Source organism: Anabaena sp. 54, from assembly GCF_017355725.1.
GTDB lineage: Bacteria > Cyanobacteriota > Cyanobacteriia > Cyanobacteriales > Nostocaceae > Dolichospermum > Dolichospermum heterosporum.
The window spans coordinates 59091-79208 of sequence record NZ_JAAVWA010000014.1 but is presented as its reverse complement, the minus strand read 5'-3'; the positions used below and the strand labels follow the sequence as shown (position 1 = coordinate 79208).

General features: G+C 37.3%; 12 protein-coding genes and 1 tRNA gene. 7 read left to right on the top strand and 6 right to left on the bottom strand.

Features of this window, described 5'->3' with window-relative positions; translation table 11 throughout:
- Positions 1–185 precede the first annotated feature (185 nt).
- Positions 186–270, bottom strand: a tRNA-Ser gene (locus HEQ36_RS14470).
- A 58-nt stretch (positions 271–328) separates the two neighbouring features.
- Positions 329–1258, bottom strand: a complete 930-nt coding sequence (locus tag HEQ36_RS14465) for a TIGR04168 family protein (RefSeq protein ID WP_039204021.1) — start codon at positions 1256–1258, stop codon at positions 329–331.
- A 150-nt stretch (positions 1259–1408) separates the two neighbouring features.
- Here HEQ36_RS14465 and nadA point away from each other — a divergent pair, with 150 nt between their 5' ends.
- Positions 1409–2374 carry a quinolinate synthase NadA gene (gene nadA, locus HEQ36_RS14460; protein WP_053538784.1) on the top strand — a complete coding sequence of 322 codons (966 nt, stop codon included), beginning with the start codon at positions 1409–1411 and terminating at the stop codon, positions 2372–2374.
- A 241-nt stretch (positions 2375–2615) separates the two neighbouring features.
- On the opposite strand, the gene HEQ36_RS14455 is transcribed toward nadA, so the two are convergent.
- Positions 2616–3506 (bottom strand): hypothetical protein, encoded by an 891-nt coding sequence (locus HEQ36_RS14455; RefSeq protein ID WP_168636505.1) that lies wholly within the window; start codon positions 3504–3506, stop codon positions 2616–2618.
- Positions 3507–3705: 199 nt separating this feature from the next.
- Positions 3706–4839 (bottom strand): SGNH/GDSL hydrolase family protein, encoded by a 1134-nt coding sequence (locus HEQ36_RS14450; protein ID WP_053538786.1) that lies wholly within the window; start codon positions 4837–4839, stop codon positions 3706–3708.
- Positions 4840–5769: 930 nt separating this feature from the next.
- Here HEQ36_RS14450 and HEQ36_RS14445 point away from each other — a divergent pair.
- On the top strand, positions 5770–5964 hold the full coding sequence (locus HEQ36_RS14445) for a hypothetical protein (protein WP_015083627.1): 195 nt from the start codon (positions 5770–5772) through the stop codon (positions 5962–5964).
- A gap of 732 nt (positions 5965–6696) precedes the next feature.
- Here HEQ36_RS14445 and HEQ36_RS14440 read toward each other — a convergent pair.
- Together HEQ36_RS14440 and HEQ36_RS14435 are read right to left on the bottom strand one after the other, a co-directional pair.
- Entirely contained in the window at positions 6697–7422 is a 726-nt protein-coding gene (locus HEQ36_RS14440; protein ID WP_205748555.1) for a cyclase family protein, read from the bottom strand.
- A gap of 335 nt (positions 7423–7757) precedes the next feature.
- Positions 7758–9065, bottom strand: coding sequence for a hemolysin family protein (locus HEQ36_RS14435; RefSeq protein WP_168636334.1), 1308 nt, complete (start codon positions 9063–9065; stop codon positions 7758–7760).
- Between the two features lie 645 nt (positions 9066–9710).
- Between HEQ36_RS14435 and mfd the strand changes: the two genes are divergently transcribed.
- From mfd to HEQ36_RS14410, 5 genes are all read left to right on the top strand, one after another.
- On the top strand, positions 9711–13184 hold the full coding sequence (mfd, locus tag HEQ36_RS14430; protein WP_168636333.1) for a transcription-repair coupling factor: 3474 nt from the start codon (positions 9711–9713) through the stop codon (positions 13182–13184).
- 107 nt (positions 13185–13291) lie between these two features.
- Positions 13292–14569, top strand: a complete 1278-nt coding sequence (locus tag HEQ36_RS14425; RefSeq protein WP_053538789.1) for an AAA family ATPase — start codon at positions 13292–13294, stop codon at positions 14567–14569.
- Between the two features lie 6 nt (positions 14570–14575).
- Positions 14576–15325 carry a hypothetical protein gene (locus tag HEQ36_RS14420; RefSeq protein WP_168636332.1) on the top strand — a complete coding sequence of 250 codons (750 nt, stop codon included), beginning with the start codon at positions 14576–14578 and terminating at the stop codon, positions 15323–15325.
- A gap of 280 nt (positions 15326–15605) precedes the next feature.
- On the top strand, positions 15606–16163 hold the full coding sequence (locus HEQ36_RS14415) for a Uma2 family endonuclease (protein ID WP_053538791.1): 558 nt from the start codon (positions 15606–15608) through the stop codon (positions 16161–16163).
- 57 nt (positions 16164–16220) lie between these two features.
- Entirely contained in the window at positions 16221–20054 is a 3834-nt protein-coding gene (locus HEQ36_RS14410) for a DUF2157 domain-containing protein (RefSeq protein WP_168636331.1), read from the top strand.
- Positions 20055–20118: the final 64 nt, after the last annotated feature.

Here is a 20118-nt window from a genome sequence, read left to right as displayed (position 1 = left end):
TACACCCTACCATTATTCGTAAATTCAGCAAATCATACCTATTACTGAATTACATATTTAAAAGGTTATATCTGGAATCATAGCAAAACTGACTCTTACCTTACAGCAGATTTAATATTTCCATATCAAACACCTGCGTTCTTCTCTGTGACTCTGCGGCTCTGCGTGAAATAAAAACAAAAAAATGGAGAGGGGGAGATTCGAACTCCCGGAAGCTTTCACTTCATCCGATTTCAAGTCGGACGCATTCGACCACTCTGCCACCTCTCCAGATTATTTGCCAGAATTGTGTAACACAAAAACTGACAAATAACATCATAACATATAATTACAGAATTGGCACTACTGAAACTGAAGAATTATAAAAAACTTCCTCAGTAGCGATTTGGTAGTTCTGATCCACCCAAACCAGAGAAGCTTTTGTTACCAAACCATCCTCCAAATCAACCAGAGAAAAATTTCGTAACTTTATTCCGTCTTGTTGAATAATCCGGGGGACAGTGGCAGCGTTTAGGTAAATAGTTCCTTCTGGACTTCTAAACACAGCCTTTCTTTGCAACTTTTTAGTATGGCGTAGGGTGCGGTGCATGTGACCAAAAGCGACTAGGGAAACAGTTTTCTTGAGGTTGAGACTTTGAGAAATTGCTTCCGCTAAATCAGGATCACCAAAATCACCGCCAATGGGATGCCAATCTTTGCCACAAGGGTCCTCAGCGCGATCGCCTAAACCGCTCGGTCCATTGTGTCCGAGAAAAATAATATGATCACAAGTAACACTTTTTACTACCTTAACAATTTTATCTGCGGACTCCTCCAAACTAGAGACACCATAGCGTTCTTGACACATTTGGGCAAATCGCCATTCAGGTCCTCCCCAGGTAAAAGGACGACCACCTACCACAGTTAAATTCCACTGCGGAAAATCTAACTTACCATAACCGACTTGGGCAGATCCTAATAAATCTAGCTGTTCCTGTACCCAGTCTTCCTTGGTGCGGTCATAAGGACATTTTTTGCGTCCCCATTCAGTCGCCGAGTACCAGGCATCGTGGTTGCCCATTACCGCCGCTTTGGGAAGGTCTAGAGAAGCGATCGCTTTTACCACTTCCACCGACTCATTCCCGAAATCACCGACAAATAGCGCCAAGTCAACACCGAGATGCTGGAGTGCTATGCCGTCCTCTACTTCCCATTGGTCGTGAACATCGCCAATTACAGCAATTTTGATAGGTTTTGATTGATTTTTCTGACTGGTCATGCCACTTTAAAAAGCCGTATATCTCCAGGATATGAAACTCCACCGGATTTGGACATAAATTGCTAGAATCAATCCCTCACTCTTTTTGGTAAAAACTACTATAATTAAATTCACAACGTAATAATTTGTAATTAAAAGCAGTTTTTAATTGTGTTTACAACTACACTTACTCAACCAAAATCAGGCATTTTACCCTTAGATTTATTTGCCGCCATTGCGGATCTAAAAACAGAACTAAATGCAGTGATATTAGCCCACTACTATCAAGATCCTGATATTCAAGATATTGCCGATTTCATTGGCGATTCCTTACAATTAGCCAAAGCCGCAGCCAATACCAAAGCCGATGTCATTGTCTTTGCTGGTGTTCACTTCATGGCGGAAACAGCCAAAATCCTCAACCCTGATAAATTGGTGTTATTACCAGATATTAATGCAGGATGTTCTTTAGCAGATAGTTGTCCTCCCCAGGAATTTGCAGCTTTCAAAGCCTCACACCCAGACCATTTGGTAATTTCCTATATTAACTGCTCGGCGGAAATTAAAGCCATGAGCGATATCATTTGTACCAGTTCCAACGCTGTGAAAATTGTCCAGCAAATACCCCAGGAACAGCCAATTATTTTCGCCCCAGATCGCAACTTGGGACGGTATGTAAGGTCACAAACAGGACGGGAAATGCTGTTATGGCAAGGTAGCTGTATTGTTCATGAAACCTTTTCCGAAAAGAAACTAGTCCAGTTAAAAATTACACATCCTCATGCAGAAGCGATCGCTCACCCCGAATGTGAAACCAGCGTTCTCCGCCATGCCAGTTATATTGGCTCTACAGCCGCCTTACTCAATTATTGTCAAACCAGCCCTAGTCAAGAATTCATCGTGGCTACAGAGCCAGGAATCATTCACCAGATGCAAAAACTAGCACCTGACAAACACTTTATTCCCGCACCCCCCCAAAGTGATTGTAACTGTAACGAATGTCCATTTATGCGGCTAAACACCCTAGAAAAACTGTATCTAGCCATGAAAAACCGCACCCCAGAAATTACCCTACCAGAAGAAATCCGCATAGCCGCACTCCGACCCATGCAAAGAATGTTAGAAATGAGCCGATAAATAGGGGTTGCACCAAAAAGATTTTTGTCAGGAGTCAGGAGTCAGGAGTAAAAAGAAGGAAGAAGGAGTCACCGAGTCGAGAATAGGAAAAATACATCCTGTTCATCCTTAAATCCTGGACATCCTGATTCAGACATGATCAAGATTTTTCCGAGTCGAGAACAGGAAAAATACATCCTGTTCATCCTTAAATCCTGCACATCCTGATATGGCTTACGCCACGCTTCGCTATCAGACATTGTTAAGATTTACTCTTCTGAGCTTCTTTCTGGGCAGCCTCACTAAACTTTTTATACAACTTAGTTCTAATCTGTGCTTCCTGATAACGGCTGTGGCTAGGTGCAACCTGACCCATTAAATCAGAAGCCCGTTGCCAAGTAGCAGCTAATTCCAACCACTGAGTTGAAGTTATAGCCGTTTTACCAGTCACAGTCGCCTGGTTAGCCAGTCTCACAGATGCGGCAAACGGATCATCCAATGGGATAGAAAGACTTCGGCGCACAGGACGATTCGATGATTCTGGCGGTCTTTGGTTGACCGTTTGAGAAGATTGAGAACCCACTAATGGCAACAGCTTCTTCAATGGATTACTTAACCGAAAATCTAGCAACCAAGCCAGTAAAATTATTGAAGATAAACCAGCAACCCATACAAATAAAGTTTTGACAGAAATTTTGCCCTGATTTCGATTCTTCAGCAAAGATTGGGGTTTTGTTAAAATAGGTTTTCTTGATTTGGTATAAACTTCAGTTAACTCTGGAATTAACCGCTTCAACAAGTTTGGTTGGTATACAGTAATTTCCCGTGACCACAGTAACTGACCATCAGTATCGCGGTTAATTTCCTCCAACCATAATAATTGCTCTTCTCGAACAATTCGACTATTAATATTAACTCGGCGAATATGACGTGGTGCAAGTGAGTCCAAAATTTCTTGAATTTTTGGCACTAGGACAGATTGCTCTAGTTGCTCTACTGTAGCCGCTTCACACAAGAGTTGTAATATACCAGTCGCAAAAACTGCTCTAGTTCTGACACCAGACACAACTAGCCTTTCATTCAAAACTTGAATAATTGCCGCCACGCTGCCCTGGTGAGCTTGCCAAGCGATATCATTTATCCGATCTACCATTTGATATTTAGTGATAGCTCTCACACCCTGATCTGTGAAATAATATAACTTAAGTTACTAATTATCTAAATTTAGGCAGGGAAAAAGGTGATTGGTCATTGGTCAACTACTCCTGCCTCTTGCCTCTTGCCTCTTGCCTCTTGCCTCTTACCCATTTTCAACTAGCAACTTACGTTAATATACATTCAATTTGCATATATCAATTGTAAATTTGAGCAACTCTATATTCTATTTGCTCAAGTGCAAATTGCCACACTTGATATCCTGCTAAAGATAAATGTAATCCATCTGTAGTTAATTCGGGACGCAAATTGCCATCAATATCCGTAAACCAATTGTGAATGTTGAGGTAATTAGCCCCTTGCTTTTGGGCAATTATAGCCAGTTGGGCGTTAATATGACGAATTCGACTATTAGGGATTTTCTGCGATCGCACAGGTAAAATAGATTGGACAATAATCTGACTGCTGGAATGACTCTGACGTAAGCTATGAATAATCCGCGAGGAATTGACCAAAATTGACTTGTCAGTAGCACCCTTACGTAAATCGTTAATCCCAGTCATCACATAAATTACATCAGGTCTGGTGCCAGAAAATGCCGACAATCTTTTAGAAACGCCCTCAGAAGTATCTCCAGATATACCTTGATTTAGCCATAATTTACCCGTAGGTAGTTTGTCCTTGGGAAACCACAAACTTAAAGAATCACCTACTAAAATACTCAACCGATTCGCACCTTGACCTTTAGCCATAGCTTTAGCTTCCAAAGCTAATAAGCTTTTCCAGTCTTGATAAGTCAGTTTATCTGCCTTATTTGATTCCCCAGACAATGCTAAATTTTCATCATTATCAGTGCGCGTATAAATCTGACCAGATATAAGTGATGCTAATCTTTGCTGGTAGAGTTGACTACCAGAAATAGGTGATTTAGTTGGTGTCGTTGGGGAATTTAAGTTAAAGGATGATTTAACAGGTATTGATAACCCATGCTGTCTAAATTCTGATAAGAGAATCTCTAAGGTGGGGAGGTTTTTCCTGATTACTGATGACTGTTCAACGGTCGTCGGTGTTTGTCTACTAAATTCTGGTAATGATTTATCAGTCTTGACAAGACTCTTATTTGCTGGTGAGGACTTTTCAATTTGATTACTAAATTCAGGTACAGCAATTTGACGTGGAGAATTTCTTTTGCCCTCGTAAACCTGGAAACCCTCGGCTAAATCCAATAAAGATAGAGAATCTTTGGGAAGATTGGTTATTTGGGGGGGTGTTGATATTGGTATGACCAATCCTGTTAATAAACTTGCAGCCAACAGATAAGGTTCACTCATCGTTGTTTTGTTCCTTGTGCGTATTCACTACTTTTTCTTATGACAGCGTTAACTAAGTGAATTCAGGAAGATTTCGATTTCTGTCTATACCCCATCTATCTTGCAAACTTGCGGTTTGCTATCAAAAAACTATAGGTTTGAACTCAATACCTTCGCCACATTAAAAAAAGCTTTGATTCGTAGCGACTGTCTTGATTGTCAATCGATCATTAAGTGAGACAGGGTTTATTTTGCTAGTTTACAATATTTAATAATATTAAGTTATTCAACGCTATTCAATCCTTTGAATCACGATAAATATCCTCCCGTCAGGATTAATCAACACTAAATTTTGGGATTTTCCATTTTAGAAGATTTACTGTATAAGCTTTCCAGCTTTTTGAGTATCTCACTGTTACCATCGTTTTTCAAAATCTTATCCCTTGATGATTTACTAAATTTTAGGTTTCATACTTTTGATAGATGACAATAATTAATTGTTTATGTTGTGAGTTGTAAGAAAAATTAATAAATAATTATATAGGTATCAATTTTTGTTGCTAAAAAAACAGCAATAAAACGCTAGGAAGTCGAATTGATAAGCTTTAAATAGTATTTATTTTTTTAAGATAGCTACGTTTATTTACACCTATCTCTATAAGCAATGTTATTATTAATACTTAAATAAATTGCGTTATTTTATTGTGTGATTTCAGTAACACGGCTGTTTGTAGCAGAGTAAGTAAATCGTTAAAATGCTTGCTACATAGGAGTTATGTCCGTAGTTAAAAAGTTAGATTTGCAGAATTATTGAGTCTGTTTGCTATTTATAGTCTGGATTAGACATACAAAGATTTATCGAAACTAAAGTAGATCAGTTCCGGGGATGTAGAATAACTTAGCGAAAAGTGCTAAGATTTATCCGATGTCATTAATGTTTCTTTTTATAACGTGGCTAGAGCTAGTACAGCAATCGGTGTATCTCCCATCATTAAGGAGATTGTGCAAAAACAGGCACATTCAACTCGCTTAACTTTGAAAGAAGTTATTCTCATGGGAATGTTGGCAATTGATAAGTTAGATGATCAAAATTGTCAAGAATTGGCAGATCAAGTTCATCAAATGCAGGTTAATGGTGAAATCTAAAGCTGCTGGCAGGAGTCTAAAATTTAAAGTCTCAAGCCTTCAGTTCACAAGCTAAAAAATAGCAAAAGTGGTAGTGTGATTTATCAAGTCTCTACTTTTGACTAAAACCTTAGCTAGTTGCCATTAAATAGTTCTCGTTTAAGTCCAAACTTAACTAACGGTATTGCTAATTTACAGTAGTAAAGTCCGTTGTGTTAAAGGCAAAAAAGGGATCTGAAACTAGATCCTTTTTGTCTGTCAAAAATTTAATAAAGAACTCAGCGAAAGTTTCATGAACTTTGCTAAATGAGGTTTAATTCCTGCTTGTTTACAGCGGTGCAAATAGGCAATATTAGACTTGATAGCGGCGATTTCCAGTAAATTGGCAAGATTGCCTCCATGATTGGGAAATTGACTAAAAATATCATTTCCAATTCGTAAAATATTTTAGCCTCATAGCCATTTTTGAGTAGTTTTGCATACTCTGGCTATGGGGCTTTAATATTTTTTAATTATTTCTTGGAGTTCTGATTTTACAAGTTTTCTGAATTGGTTAATGGTTTTATTGAGTAAGTAGGTTGGTGTTGAAAATTGTCGTTATGGCAAGGCAAAAGGCACTCATGCAAGAGGCAAGAGTGAAGAGGGTTTGGGCGATTTTACATTTCTTTACACAGTTTGGTTTTATTGTGTTCACCTACTTATTATTGGTTGTGAATTAAAGAGTTTGGGGTAAATGGTTGGAAAAGGAAAAATTTAAAATAATGCCATGATTGCTGCGGGAGAACCAGAACCTCCTCTTAATCTGAGAATTCCAATGATTAAGGTGATACTATGCGGTGGTAACTGATCTAAATTGGTGAGGTTTTCGAGAACAATTAGCGATCGCTCTAAAAGCAACCGGTTAATAGTAAAATTAGTATTCTGCCCAGAATCTACACCATGAGTATCAATACCCACTCCAGTAATTTGCCTGTGTGTTATTAAAAACTCAGTTGCATCATAGCTAAAACCAGGAAAGTGCATTTTTCCGTCTTTATCTTGGTTAAAAAATGCCTGGTGATTTAACCATTTTTCTTGCCAACCAGTATATAATATCACCAAGCTCCCTGTGGGAATTTCTCCAAATTCAGTTTCCCAAGTTTGGATATCACTAACAGTCAAGGCATAATCAGGATTTACTGCTGCTTGTTCACAAATATTGATAACTATAGCTGGTAATATTAAACATGATGCTGGATACTGGTCAATACTTGCGCCGTTTGCATAAAAACTATTAGGGGCATTAATATGAGTCCCGCTATGTTCTCCCAAGGAAAAGCCTCGTAAGTAATAACCATCATCTGGAATTTCTGCAACACTGGTAAATTCTACGGGAGGATCACCTGTCCATTTTGGTATATCTTGATCAATGAGATGACTAAGATGGATGACACGAGAGTAACTAATATTACTTAATGGTTGGGGATTTTTGCTGATCAAAGGTTTTTTTTTGTAAGTTGAGGATATTTTAACAAATATAGGGCTTATGCACGCTCACTAACTTACCATGATATTAATAAACGAAATTGCGTCGTTTTCAGCTTTGGGATGTCAATGCCTAAGCCCTAAAATAATCCCCCAAACCTTTTCACTTGAAGGTAATGGGGGGGAATTTTAATGTTGCAGCAAAAAGTGAATTTAACCCTAGTGAACATTAGAAAAGTTAAGCTTTAAATAAGGAAGAGTTAATTTTACATGAATTTTATCCAAACCAGATTTCTGTAACGCTTCTTTCTCCTGACTGGGCGCAGGCCCTGCGCCCCTACCTCCTGACTTCAATTACTCATCACATTGGGTACTACTAGGACTTTATCAACCCGATTTCCGTCCATATCCATAACTTCAAACCGCATACCATCCCATTCAAAATGATCTGCGGCTGCGGGAATCCGGCCTAAATGGGTGATGACAAAACCGCCTAATGTTTGATAATTTCCTCTTTCTTCATGTTCTAATTCTTCAAGATCAAATAGTTCTAAAAATTCTTCTATTCCTAACATTCCATCTACTAACCAAGAACCATCTTCCCGTTGTACGGCTTCAGGTTCTTCTTGTCCTGGTTCTGTGGGAACATCACCGACAATTTCACTCATGATGTCATTAAGGGTGACTAAGCCTTGAATTACGCCATATTCATCTACGACTAAAGCCATGTGTGTGACGGTTTGTTTGAATAATTCTAAAACTTTTAAACCGCGTGTGCTTTCGGGGACAAATACGGGTTGACGTAATCCTAGAGTTAAGTCTAAGGGTTCGTTGCGTAAACTTCTGGCTAATAGGTCGGTGACGGGAATAATCCCCAGAACGTTATCTAGTCCTTCTTGACAAATGGGATAGCGAGAATAACCGCTTTCTGCCATTTTTTGGCGGTTTTCTTCGGGGGGATCTTCCAAGTCTAACCAAACTATATCAGGTCGGGGTGTCATAAAGGAGGTGACGGGGCGATCGCCTAACCGGAAAACTCTCTCTACCATGTCCTGTTCGGCTTCTTCAAATGTTCCCGCTTCTGTCCCTTGTTCGATGAGAATTTTGATTTCTTCTTCTGTAACTTGTGGTTCAGCAGAGGGGGTAATTCCTAATATTCGCAAAACTAAATCTGTAGATGCACTCAAAAGATAAACTATGGGTGAAGCTATTTTTGCTAAAGCCCGCATGGGTATGGCGACTGAAGCAGCGATTTTTTCGGGGTTATTTAAAGCCAGACGTTTGGGGACGAGTTCGCCGACAATGAGGGAAAAATAGGTGATGAGTAGGACTACGATGCCAAAGGCGATCGCATTACTATAATTAGCTAAAATGGGAATTAGCTTGATATAATCTTCTAATCTTTTGGCAATGGTAGCACCACCAAAGACACCATTCAGAATATTGATGAGTGTAATCCCTACCTGGACGATAGAGAGGAAATGATTGGGAGATTCTGCGAGTTTTAATGCAGCCTTGGCGTTAATATCCCCTTGATTGGCTAACTGCTGTAGTCTGACTTTCCGGGCTGAAACTACAGCCATTTCCGACATGGAAAATACACCGTTGGCGAAAATTAGCACCAAAATCGTTAAAATTTCAAACGTGAAGGAAGACATTTTTAAAATTGCTGGTATAAAGAATAGAAGTATACGGTGATCAGAAGTTGCCCAGTGTTCATAAGAACACCCGGTAAGTGGGAAACGAGCGCGTCTTTAGACCTGAGAGGGAAACGACACGAGCGGTTTTAACCGCTGTGGATATTAAAATTGAAACCAGATTTTTGATTGGAATCTGGAAACCAACTCCCATTTCTGGGGTAATGTTAGCTTCGACCTGTTATAAGAGCTTGCTTGAGCTTGCAACACTGTTCCAGTGACCTTAGAACTGTTTAATCACAAGCGACAGAGCAGGGAACTAGCTTCGCATTCCGGGGTGTCGTGACTCAAATAACGGCTACCATGAGAGTAAACTCAGGGTGGTCTGGTCAGTACGGCTTGCTTGATTACTCTTGCAAGCCCAGTCCCTTTAGGGCTGGGTTACTGACTCAATCAAACTGATCTTAGTATCCAGTATTTTAGGTAATTCTCTAAATACTTTGACTATACACAAAGTAATAGCTATATTGCTTCTGTCTATGAGTAGTTCGGTTTGATTCTTTCCTATTTATCGTCAAGAGAGGGGTTAAGACTTTTAAAATGGTTAACAGGAAATAATTCGAGATTTTCACGTCAGCAGCGACTTCCTTTTTTAGCGTAAAACTTATGTCCTTATCTTCTATTGTGCGTGCTTTGGCGCGATCGCCTCTTACCGCAGAACTAATTACTAAACTCAACAAGCAACAGGAATTGCGGTTAAATGGGATTTCTCGGCTACCCAAAGGACTGGTAGCTTCAGCATTAGCAAATTATGAAGATCAGGATTTATGTGTGGTCTGTGCCACTCTAGAGGAAGCTGGGCGGGTTTTTGCCCAAATGGAAGCAATGGGATGGAAAACTGTCCACTTTTACCCGACTTCCGAAGCTTCTCCCTATGAACCCTTTGACCCTGAAAATGAGTTGAGTTGGGGTCAAATGCAGGTATTAGCTGATTTGATCAATGGTCAGTCGTCAGTTGTCAGTGGTCAGTTGCCAAAACAAAGAACTGCCATAATTGTGACAGTGGGGGCGTTGCAGCCGCATTTGCCACCACCGGATGCGTTTAAATCATTTTGTGTCACCTTAGAAAAAGGGATGGAATTTGATTTAGACGGGTTTGGGGAAAAAATCACGATTTTGGGATATGAACGAGTTCCCCTAGTGGAAACTGAAGGACAATGGAGTAGACGGGGAGATATTGTGGATGTATTTCCGGTGTCCTCCGAGTTGCCTGTGCGCTTGGAATGGTTTGGCGACGAAATTGAACAAATTCGGGAATTTGACCCGGCTACCCAGCGTTCTGCCTTGGATAAGGTGGAAAAAGTTACCCTTACCCCTACAAGTTTTGCACCGATTATCAACACAGCACTTACAGAAAATGTAGAGACGTTTCATGAACCGTCTCTACAAGAGTTAGGAACATTAGAAGGAAGTCGGCGGTTTTTGGGGTTGGCTTTTGCAAAACCGGCTTCATTGCTGGATTATTTAGCAGCAAATACCCTTGTGGCCATTGATGAACCAGAACAATGTTATGCTCATAGCGATCGCTGGGTGGAAAATGCTAATAGTCAGTGGTCAGTTGTCAGTGGTCAGTTGTCGGTTGGATTACCTAAGATTCATCGAAATTTTGATGAGTGTATAGGGGAAATTAGTAATTTTAGAAAGTTATATTTATCAGAATTGTCGGAAGAAAATAATGGTTTAAATTTAGCAAGTAGACCTTTACCTGTTACACCTCACCAATTTGCCAAGTTAGGGGAAACTATTAGAAACGAGAGAGAACGCAATTTTGCAGTTTGGATAATTTCGGCTCAACCTTCCCGTTCGGTTTCTCTGCTACAAGAACATGATTGTCCTGCCCAGTTTATCCCCAATCCCCGTGATTATCAAGCTATTGATAAACTGCAAATTAATCATATCCCGATTGCCCTTAAATATTCCGGTTTAGCAGAATTAGAAGGTTTTATTTTACCTTCTTTTCGATTAGTTATTGTCACCGATAGAGAATTTTATGGACAACATTCTTTAGCTAATTTTGGTTATGTCCGCAAACGTCGTCAAGCCACATCTAAACAAGTTGATCCTAATAAATTACGTCAGGGAGATTATGTTGTTCATCGTAGTCATGGTATTGGTAAATTTGTTAAATTAGAAAGTTTAACAATTAATGATGAAACCCGTGATTATTTAGTTGTGCAATATGCAGATGGTTTATTAAGAGTTGCGGCTGACCAAGTTAGTTCTTTATCTCGTTTTCGCACCAGTGGAGATAAAGCCCCAGAATTACACAAAATGACCGGAAAAGCCTGGGAAAATACTAAGAATAAAGTCCGTAAAGCCATTAAGAAACTAGCAGTAGATTTGTTAAAATTGTATGCTGCCCGTTCTCAACAACAAGGTTTTTCCTATCCCGCAGATATGCCTTGGCAAGAAGAAATGGAAGATTCTTTTCCTTACCAACCTACCACAGATCAGCTAAAAGCGGTACAAGATGTGAAACGGGATATGGAAAGTGAAAGACCGATGGATAGGTTAGTATGTGGAGATGTGGGTTTTGGCAAAACTGAAGTGGCAATTCGGGCAATTTTTAAAGCTGTCACCGCAGGAAAGCAAGTAGCACTTTTAGCCCCAACCACAATTCTCACTCAACAACATTATCATACAATTAAAGAACGTTTTGCCCCCTATCCTGTGAACGTGGGGTTACTAAATCGGTTTCGCAGCGCAGAAGAAAAACGCAATATTCAAAAACGTCTAGCGACTGGAGAATTAGATATAGTTGTCGGGACACATCAATTATTGGGAAAAGGTGTGCAATTTAAAGATCTAGGACTTCTAGTAATTGACGAAGAACAAAGATTTGGAGTTAATCAGAAGGAAAAAATAAAAAGCCTCAAAACGCAAGTTGATGTTCTCACTCTTTCCGCAACTCCTATTCCCAGAACCTTATATATGTCATTATCAGGAATTCGGGAAATGAGTTTAATTACCACTCCACCTCCCACCAGAAGACCAATTCAAACCCATCTCGCACCTTTAAATTCTGATATTGTCAGAAGTGCAATTCGTCAAGAATTAGATCGAGGTGGACAGGTATTTTATGTAGTTCCGCGAGTCGAAGGGATTGAAGAAACTACGACAAAATTGCGAGAAATGGTACCAGGAGGAAGATTTGCGATCGCTCATGGTCAAATGGACGAAAGCGAGTTAGAATCAACTATGCTGACTTTCGGTAATAATGATGCTGATATTCTTGTTTGTACCACAATTATTGAATCTGGTTTAGATATTCCGCGAGTCAACACAATATTAATTGAAGACGCGCACCGTTTTGGTCTATCTCAATTATATCAATTGCGAGGTCGGGTAGGACGTGCCGGCATTCAAGCTCACGCATGGTTATTCTACCCCAAACAAAGAGAATTATCCGATGCAGCTAGACAAAGATTAAGAGCAATTCAAGAATTTACTCAACTCGGTTCTGGATATCAATTAGCAATGCGAGATATGGAAATTCGCGGAGTGGGAAACTTGCTAGGTGCAGAACAATCTGGACAAATGGATGTCATTGGCTTTGACTTGTACATGGAAATGTTAGAAGAAGCAATTCGAGAAATTAGAGGTCAAGAAATACCCAAAGTTGAAGATACCCAAATTGACCTTAATCTCACCGCATTTATCCCTGCAACCTACATTCCTGATCTTGATCAAAAAATGAGTGCTTATCGCGCTGTAGCCACAGTAAAATCAAAATATGAACTCAAACAAATTGCCGCTGAATGGACTGATAGATATGGGACTATTCCAGTTCCAGCTAGTCAGTTATTACGAGTTATGGAATTAAAACAATTAGCCAAAAATCTCGGATTTAGCCGCATTAAACCAGAGAATAAACAGCACATTGTTTTAGAAACACCAATGGAAGAACCAGCTTGGAATCTCTTAGCAGAAAACCTCACTCCCACCATGAAAGCAAGGTTTGTTTATTCTCCTGGGAAGGTAACAGCCAGAGGTTTAGGAGTATTTAAAGCAGATCAACAATTGCAGACTTTAATAGATACTTTTGTAAAAATGCAAGGGGCAATTTCGGAAACTGCTTGAGTGTAGGGTGGGCAATGCCCACCATTTTTTATCTATTTCCGAAAATATAGTGTAAAGTATTAACATAACTGGTAAGGTAAAAATAATTCTGTTTTTGGGAGGTTACCATGTTCAAACAAGTTACTTTAGAGAATTTTAGAACTCACAAATTAACAACCATAGAATTATATCCAGTAACTTTGTTAATTGGTAATAACAATTCTGGTAAAACAAATTTTTTAGCAGGAATACAACATTTTTGTAATCTTGTCAGACGAGGAAATTTTAACAATGAAATAGATCAAACTATAAATGCTAATAAAGATTTATATCCACATAAACACAGGCTTGCTAAAGATGAAGAACCGATGTCATTTTCCATTTTATGGAATAACATAATTGGAGGAATTAATTATAAAATAGAAACATATGAAATAGATCCATTTTCGGATGCTTTTGGCTGTAAGGAAACAATAATTATCACATTAGCCAACAATGAAACACCAAAGGAAGTTAATAGTGTTTATGATCAGTCTGGATTTATTCTAGAATTAAGGAAAAAAATACAATTAGACCAAGATTTAAACAGAATAGAAAAAAGACTATGCGAATTATTTTTCTTGGATTTTGATAATATATTTAGTTATCATTTTCAACCTACATTTCTCAAACAGAAAGATAATCAGGATATAGATCAAAAACATGACTTTGAAATAAGTGCAATCCCCGTATATTTGAGAGATAGATTAATCCCAATATATTTGAAAGAAACAGGAAGTAACTTTCAGTCACTTCTCCGTTATGTCAAAGAAAAAGAAGAACGTATATTTTCATCATTTATTGCCAAAATGAGAACTGTTGATACAAGTTTTATTGGAGTTCGTTATGATCCCAATCGTTCCAGTCTCATCTGGGAATTTGATTTAGGACGCAAGGGTATTATTGAAGAATTTATGCCAGATCTTGTATCAGATGGCTTTATGAAAATTGCTGTAATTAGTTTGCTGACATCATTAAAGAAACCACCTGCTCTAATCATGTTAGAAGAGATAGAAAATGGTATTAATCCAGGTAATATACAACAACTAATGAATTGGATTTGGCAAGCAACATCACCTAGTCAAGATGGTTTTGCAAAAACACAATTTATTTTAACTTCTCACAGCCCCTCTGTTTTAAGAGAATTTAATCAACATCCTGATCATGTTTATACAGTCCGTTTAGATAAACGTAGTCGTCAAAGCGATGTAAGAAACTTAAACACTGCACTTGATACCCTTGTGGGAATTGGAGCGATTAAAGATGATGAGGTAGAATATGAAACTGAAGAAAATACAGGTAAACAGTTAATAAAAATTCCAAAATATCAGTTAGCAGAACTTTGGTACACAGGGACAATTGGGTAAAATATCATGAATACTATTAATGTGGGAATTGTTGGAGACGGGCCAACTGACTATAAAGTGTTTGGAAAAATTGTTGAATGTATTTTATTAGAAGAAATATCAGAAAATGTCAAATTTGATATTATTCCACTGATTAGAAAAAATATTTTTGATCATGTTCAAAAATACAAAAATGCCTGTCGCAAAAATCCTGAAGGGTATTACTTACCCAATAAAATAGCAGTAGAACTAAGAGATAGTATATGTGGTACAATTATCCAAGCTTTTGAGGAGTTTAAAGATAATGTAGATATTTCCTATAGTGATATTCTTTTAATAACTACAGATACGGAACATATTCTTAAAGATAAAAATCGATATTTTGATACTTGGGCAATTAGCTTATCGCATATTTTAAGAGAAGCAATTGAAAAATTTTATGCTTTTCAAGCCATAAATGGATATCCTAGAAAATATTTACCCATAATTATGCCTTTAGCCACATTTCCTTCAACAGAAGTTCTTGTTGCTGCTGCAAGAGGAGAATTAAATAAAAATTATGGTAAAAGTCCTCGTGAATGGAAACATAAATTGTACAAAACAGAAAATCCTCAAGATGAAGAAATCGAAAAACAGGCTCTAAATTATATCACACCTGAAAGTATAGACTATATTTTCAATGATTTACCTGAAGCAAGATTCTTTATTCAAACATTATCTTTGGGATTAAAACGTTGTTTTTTAAATAGTAAATCTAATTGTGAAAAATACATCTGATTGAGAGTTCTATTTTAGTAATTTAGTAATTTATTAATTTAGTAAATTCTTCAGTCATCTTAAAAGGGCTATTTCTAATATACCCTTACAGGGTTGCAATTTCTGACATCACCTTTTGAACCATCACAGAAAATTCTCATTAAACTACCATCTAATCATATCTCGTTTATACTGTATGTGGTATTTACATCACAGATAAAAAAGATCTAAAATAAATGTAGAATATTTAATAGATTCCCTAGTTTCACCCCTATTAATTAAAATTCCCATAGAGGCGACAATGGTTTTACAATTACTCAGACACCAATTTACAGTTAAGCAATTTCACCAAATGGCTGAATCTGGTATTTTGTCAGAAAATGAAAGATTAGAATTAATTCGCGGAGAAATGATTGATATGTCCCCTATTGGTACAAGACACTCAGGTTGTGTTTTATTTTTAAGTAACTTACTAGCGTTGCTATTAGGAGGTCTGGCCTTAATTAATGTCCAAAACCCAGTAGAATTAGATGAAACTTCTGAACCTCAACCAGATATAGCATTATTAAAACCCCGTGCAGATTTTTATAGAACTGCACACCCCCAACCAGAAGATATATTTTTGTTAATAGAAGTTGCCGACACAACGATAAAATATGACAGAGAAGTAAAAATTCCTTTATATGCAGAAGCAAATATTCCTGAAGTTTGGTTAATAGATGTTAATCAGGAAGTTATAGAAGTATATCGAAATCCTCTCCAGGGAGTTTATCAAGATATACAGAAGTTAGTAAAAAATCAGACTTTATCAATTTTAGCTTTTCCTGATGTCAGTATTAATGTGACTGAAATATTTTAAATTATCCAGTCATCTTAAAAGGGCTATTTCTAATATACACTTACAGGGTTGCAGATTATGACATCACCTTTTGAACCATCCCAGAAAATTCCCATTAAACTACCATCTAATCATCCTGACTTATTATTAGGATTAGATGACTTACTAGAACTCGGTTTAATATCTGATGATCAAGTTAAACAAATAGCCCGTCAATATCTCACTTGCACTGTAGTCTTTACACCTCAGACTGCATCAGAACCAGAGGAAATTTTCACCCCTAGCACACCCCCACGAAAACCATTAATTGCAACTTTACCACCCATCACAAAACCACCTACGAAACCCAGTTTTGTTAATTCGATGCTGCAATCTTTTGGTGAAGAATTAAGTGTACGGTGGTTGCTGTTTTTGGGTATATTTTTAGTAGTGCTTTCCTCCGGTGTTCTCGCTGCAAGTCAATGGGAAAGATTCCCCGCAGTTGGACAGTATGGAGTTTTATTTGCGTATACTTTGAGTTTTTGTGGATTTACATTTTGGGCGGGTAAACAAAGCAATTTAAGGTTAACTGCACAGACATTATTAATAGTCACATTGTTATTAGTTCCTATCAACTTTTGGGCAATGGATAGCTTTAGTTTGTGGCAAAATCCATTAAACTTAGTTGTGATGGGAATTGCGTCGCTAACCCTGACATTTATTACTAATCAACTTTGTCAAAACCGCAATATTATTAATAATTTTCCCAGTGGTAAATTACCTTTAATCAATATTATCGGGTTGAGTTATTTACATTGGGGTTGGAAGTTATCAAATTTTCCCCTAATTGCTGTTTATTTAGCAATGATAGGAACAACTACTATTACTGTTTACAATCAATTAACCCAACCGCAAGAAAATACAAATATAGAAACTCCACAATGGGGAATTAGTTTATATTTTACTTTTCTGATTTACGCTTTATTAACTTTACTGACAAGGGCTATTTTTATAGCTGGAGTTAATATTACTCAATTAGGTTTAGCAATTGGGATTTGCGGTGGTTTAGTAATTTGGTTATCAGAAAAAAATTCTTCTACAAATCCTTCTATCCTTTGGGAAGAATTAGGAAGAAGTTTACTTTTATTAGGTTGGTTAGTTTCAGTCATAACAGAACCAGCCCAAGCTATAATAGTCAGCATTTTAAGTTTGTGGGTTTTTAGTCGTCGGTTACAAAAATATAATTTACAAAAAGATTTTTTAGCTATTTTCTTAATTGGTTTACAGACAATTTGGCTAGGTTGGAGATTAATTCCTAATGAATTAAAAACATTACTAATTAGCACCGCTACCCATTTAACTAATTCTCAAAATCACCCTTGGGTATTATTGAGTATTGCTTTATTTCCTTACGTCATTTTGATGTTATGGCTAACAGATAAATTACATAATCAAGAAAATCAAGACTTGGCAGATTTTGGAGAACAGCTAACTCTAGGTTTGGGAATTTGTTTAACAATAATTAGTTTGGTAAATCCAATATTAAGAACAATCAATTTTTTATTATCTACTATTACTCTAGCCACATTTATTCAACGTCGTGCAGCTTTTTCTCCTCCCTTTATATACTTAACTCATGGTATGGGAGTATTGACGCTAATTTCTAGCATTAATTGGTTTTTACCAAGTTTAAATCAAGAAATTTGGGCTGGTATCTTATTAGCTATCATGATAGCTGAATGGGGATTTAGTCTTGGTGAAGGCATAACGCGACGGAGTGCATGGTATATTGGTTTAGTATTAGCTGCAATCAGTTTTTCTCTATTATGGGTAAATGCTGAAAGTTATTGGCATGGTAATTGGCAAAATCAAAACTCTTTAGGCGTAATTTGGTTAATTACACCTTTAGCATTAACAGGTTTAGCTATTCGTAATACTGAACCAAATCGCACCACTAACAGGTTTTTAAGTGTCTTCGCTGTAGGGATTTCTCAATTATTAACTTTACCATTACCAGGAATAAGATTAATCGGTTTGGGTGTGGGTATAGCGGTAATGTTAGTCCATACTCGCTATTCAAGAAACCAAATATATGCAGGAATAATTATTGGTTTTGGATTAAGTTTCCTGACTGCATTATTAGGTGAAGGTGTATTTGGTTTAATCCAATTAAAAATATCAGGTTGGTTTGTCGTTACTGCATTAACAATACTGAGTTTATGGCTATGGCGTGGTGTACTTTTACGCAAAGGTACAGAATTGGCAATAATTTATGCAGCCGCAAGTGATAAATGGGCGATCGCATTATGTACAATAGAATTATCAGCTCTGACTTTGCATTCCAGTTTAATTTATCAAAGCATTATCAAAACAGAATATATCTATGTTATTACCACAGCGATAATTTTAGCATCAATCATCTATCGCAGTTGGGGACAATCGAAAGAATCGGCATTTTATGGTATTGGTTGGTGTTTAGAATTATTAACAGCCGAAATATTAGGATTTGGCGAACATTCAATCATTAGAATCGCCATAGCAAACATCATTCTCGGTTTAACAACTCAGCTATTTGGTGAATGGTGGCGACGCAAACATCAATTACAAACATTACCTAATAGTTTTCATATTCTCCCCCTTATTTATGGTGCATTTAGCGTCATTTTGCGATTAAATACCTTTGCCAATTTTACAGGTTTTTGTTCCCTGGGTGTAGCCTTAATTCTCATTGGAGTAGGAAGACGCAGGGAAGCATTTAAACCCCTCCTTTATTTTGGTATTATCGGCCTATCAATTTCCGCCTACGAACTCCTATTTTATCAAATGTCCCTATCTAAAGGAGAGGCTTTAGGTGATGGTTTAATTGCCATGTCAGCCCTTGGTACTAGCATCATGTATGCTTACCGTATCCTTACACCCTGGCTGATTAGTTATCTGGGTTTAAATTCTCAAGAATTAAAAAATATTGCCCATCTTCATTGGGTTTGGAGTAGTATTTTATTCCTTTTTGCTATGACTTTACCTATCCAAATTAACTCGTCTATCGTATTAGGAACAGGATTATTTTTAGTTCGCTATGCGATTTGGCAAGCAAAAGAAAATTCCCAAGAAACAAATCAAGAAATCTGGGTTTATTTAGGTTTAATAGAAGTAGGAATGATTGGTATTTATTTACAAAATTTACCAATAGGGAGATTAATATTTGAGCAATTACTACCTTGGAATGGAGCGATATCCTGCCTATTTGCCTACTTCCTATATATCCTACCTTGGCAAAGATTAGGTTGGTCAAAAACGCCTTGGCAACGCACAGCATACATTCTCCCATTAATTATTGTAGGAACAACGGGACTAACAACCTATCCTATTACTTTAATTATCGTTGCTGCTTACTACGTCTTTTTAGCTAACGCTGCCACACAAATCCGGTTTACATATATCAGTTTAATATTAATTGATTGGGCATTATTTACTTGGTTTAATGATTTAAACTTCAGAGATTCTCTTTGGTACGTTATACCAATTGGTTTATCTTTACTATATATTGCCCAAATAGATGAACAACTAAAATTATCAACAACCAAACCTCTCCGTCACAGTTTGCGAATGTTAGGAAGTGGTTTAATTTGCGGTTGGACAATTTTGTTTTATCAAAATCTGCCTTTTATCCCTGGTGTTTTTAGTCTGATTACTATTTTCGCTGGCTTAGGTTTAAAAGTCCGCGCTTTTCTTTATGTTGGTACAGGTACTTTTTTAATTACTAGCATTTACCAATTAGTAATTTTCAGTCTGAGTTATTCTTTCTTAAAATGGATTGTTGGTTTATTAGTTGGTATTTTGTTAATTTACATTGCTGCTAACTTTGAAACCCGACGCACTCAAATCACTGCCCTACTTCGCAATATTAGTGATGAATTTGCCAATTGGGATTGATTAGACATCTGGTGAAAAAAGTAGAGACGTTCCATGAAACATCTCTACAACAATTTTAGAAAAC

Coding starts and splice junctions, on each gene's coding strand:
- HEQ36_RS14435 (WP_168636334.1), bottom strand. CDS start 9,065: ATGTCTTCCTTCACGTTTGAAATTTTAACGATTTTGGTGCTAATTTTC.
- mfd (WP_168636333.1), top strand. CDS start 9,711: ATGTCCTTATCTTCTATTGTGCGTGCTTTGGCGCGATCGCCTCTTACC.
- HEQ36_RS14465 (WP_039204021.1), bottom strand. CDS start 1,258: ATGACCAGTCAGAAAAATCAATCAAAACCTATCAAAATTGCTGTAATT.
- HEQ36_RS14415 (WP_053538791.1), top strand. CDS start 15,606: ATGGTTTTACAATTACTCAGACACCAATTTACAGTTAAGCAATTTCAC.
- HEQ36_RS14410 (WP_168636331.1), top strand. CDS start 16,221: ATGACATCACCTTTTGAACCATCCCAGAAAATTCCCATTAAACTACCA.
- HEQ36_RS14425 (WP_053538789.1), top strand. CDS start 13,292: ATGTTCAAACAAGTTACTTTAGAGAATTTTAGAACTCACAAATTAACA.
- HEQ36_RS14455 (WP_168636505.1), bottom strand. CDS start 3,506: ATGGTAGATCGGATAAATGATATCGCTTGGCAAGCTCACCAGGGCAGC.
- HEQ36_RS14450 (WP_053538786.1), bottom strand. CDS start 4,839: ATGAGTGAACCTTATCTGTTGGCTGCAAGTTTATTAACAGGATTGGTC.
- HEQ36_RS14420 (WP_168636332.1), top strand. CDS start 14,576: ATGAATACTATTAATGTGGGAATTGTTGGAGACGGGCCAACTGACTAT.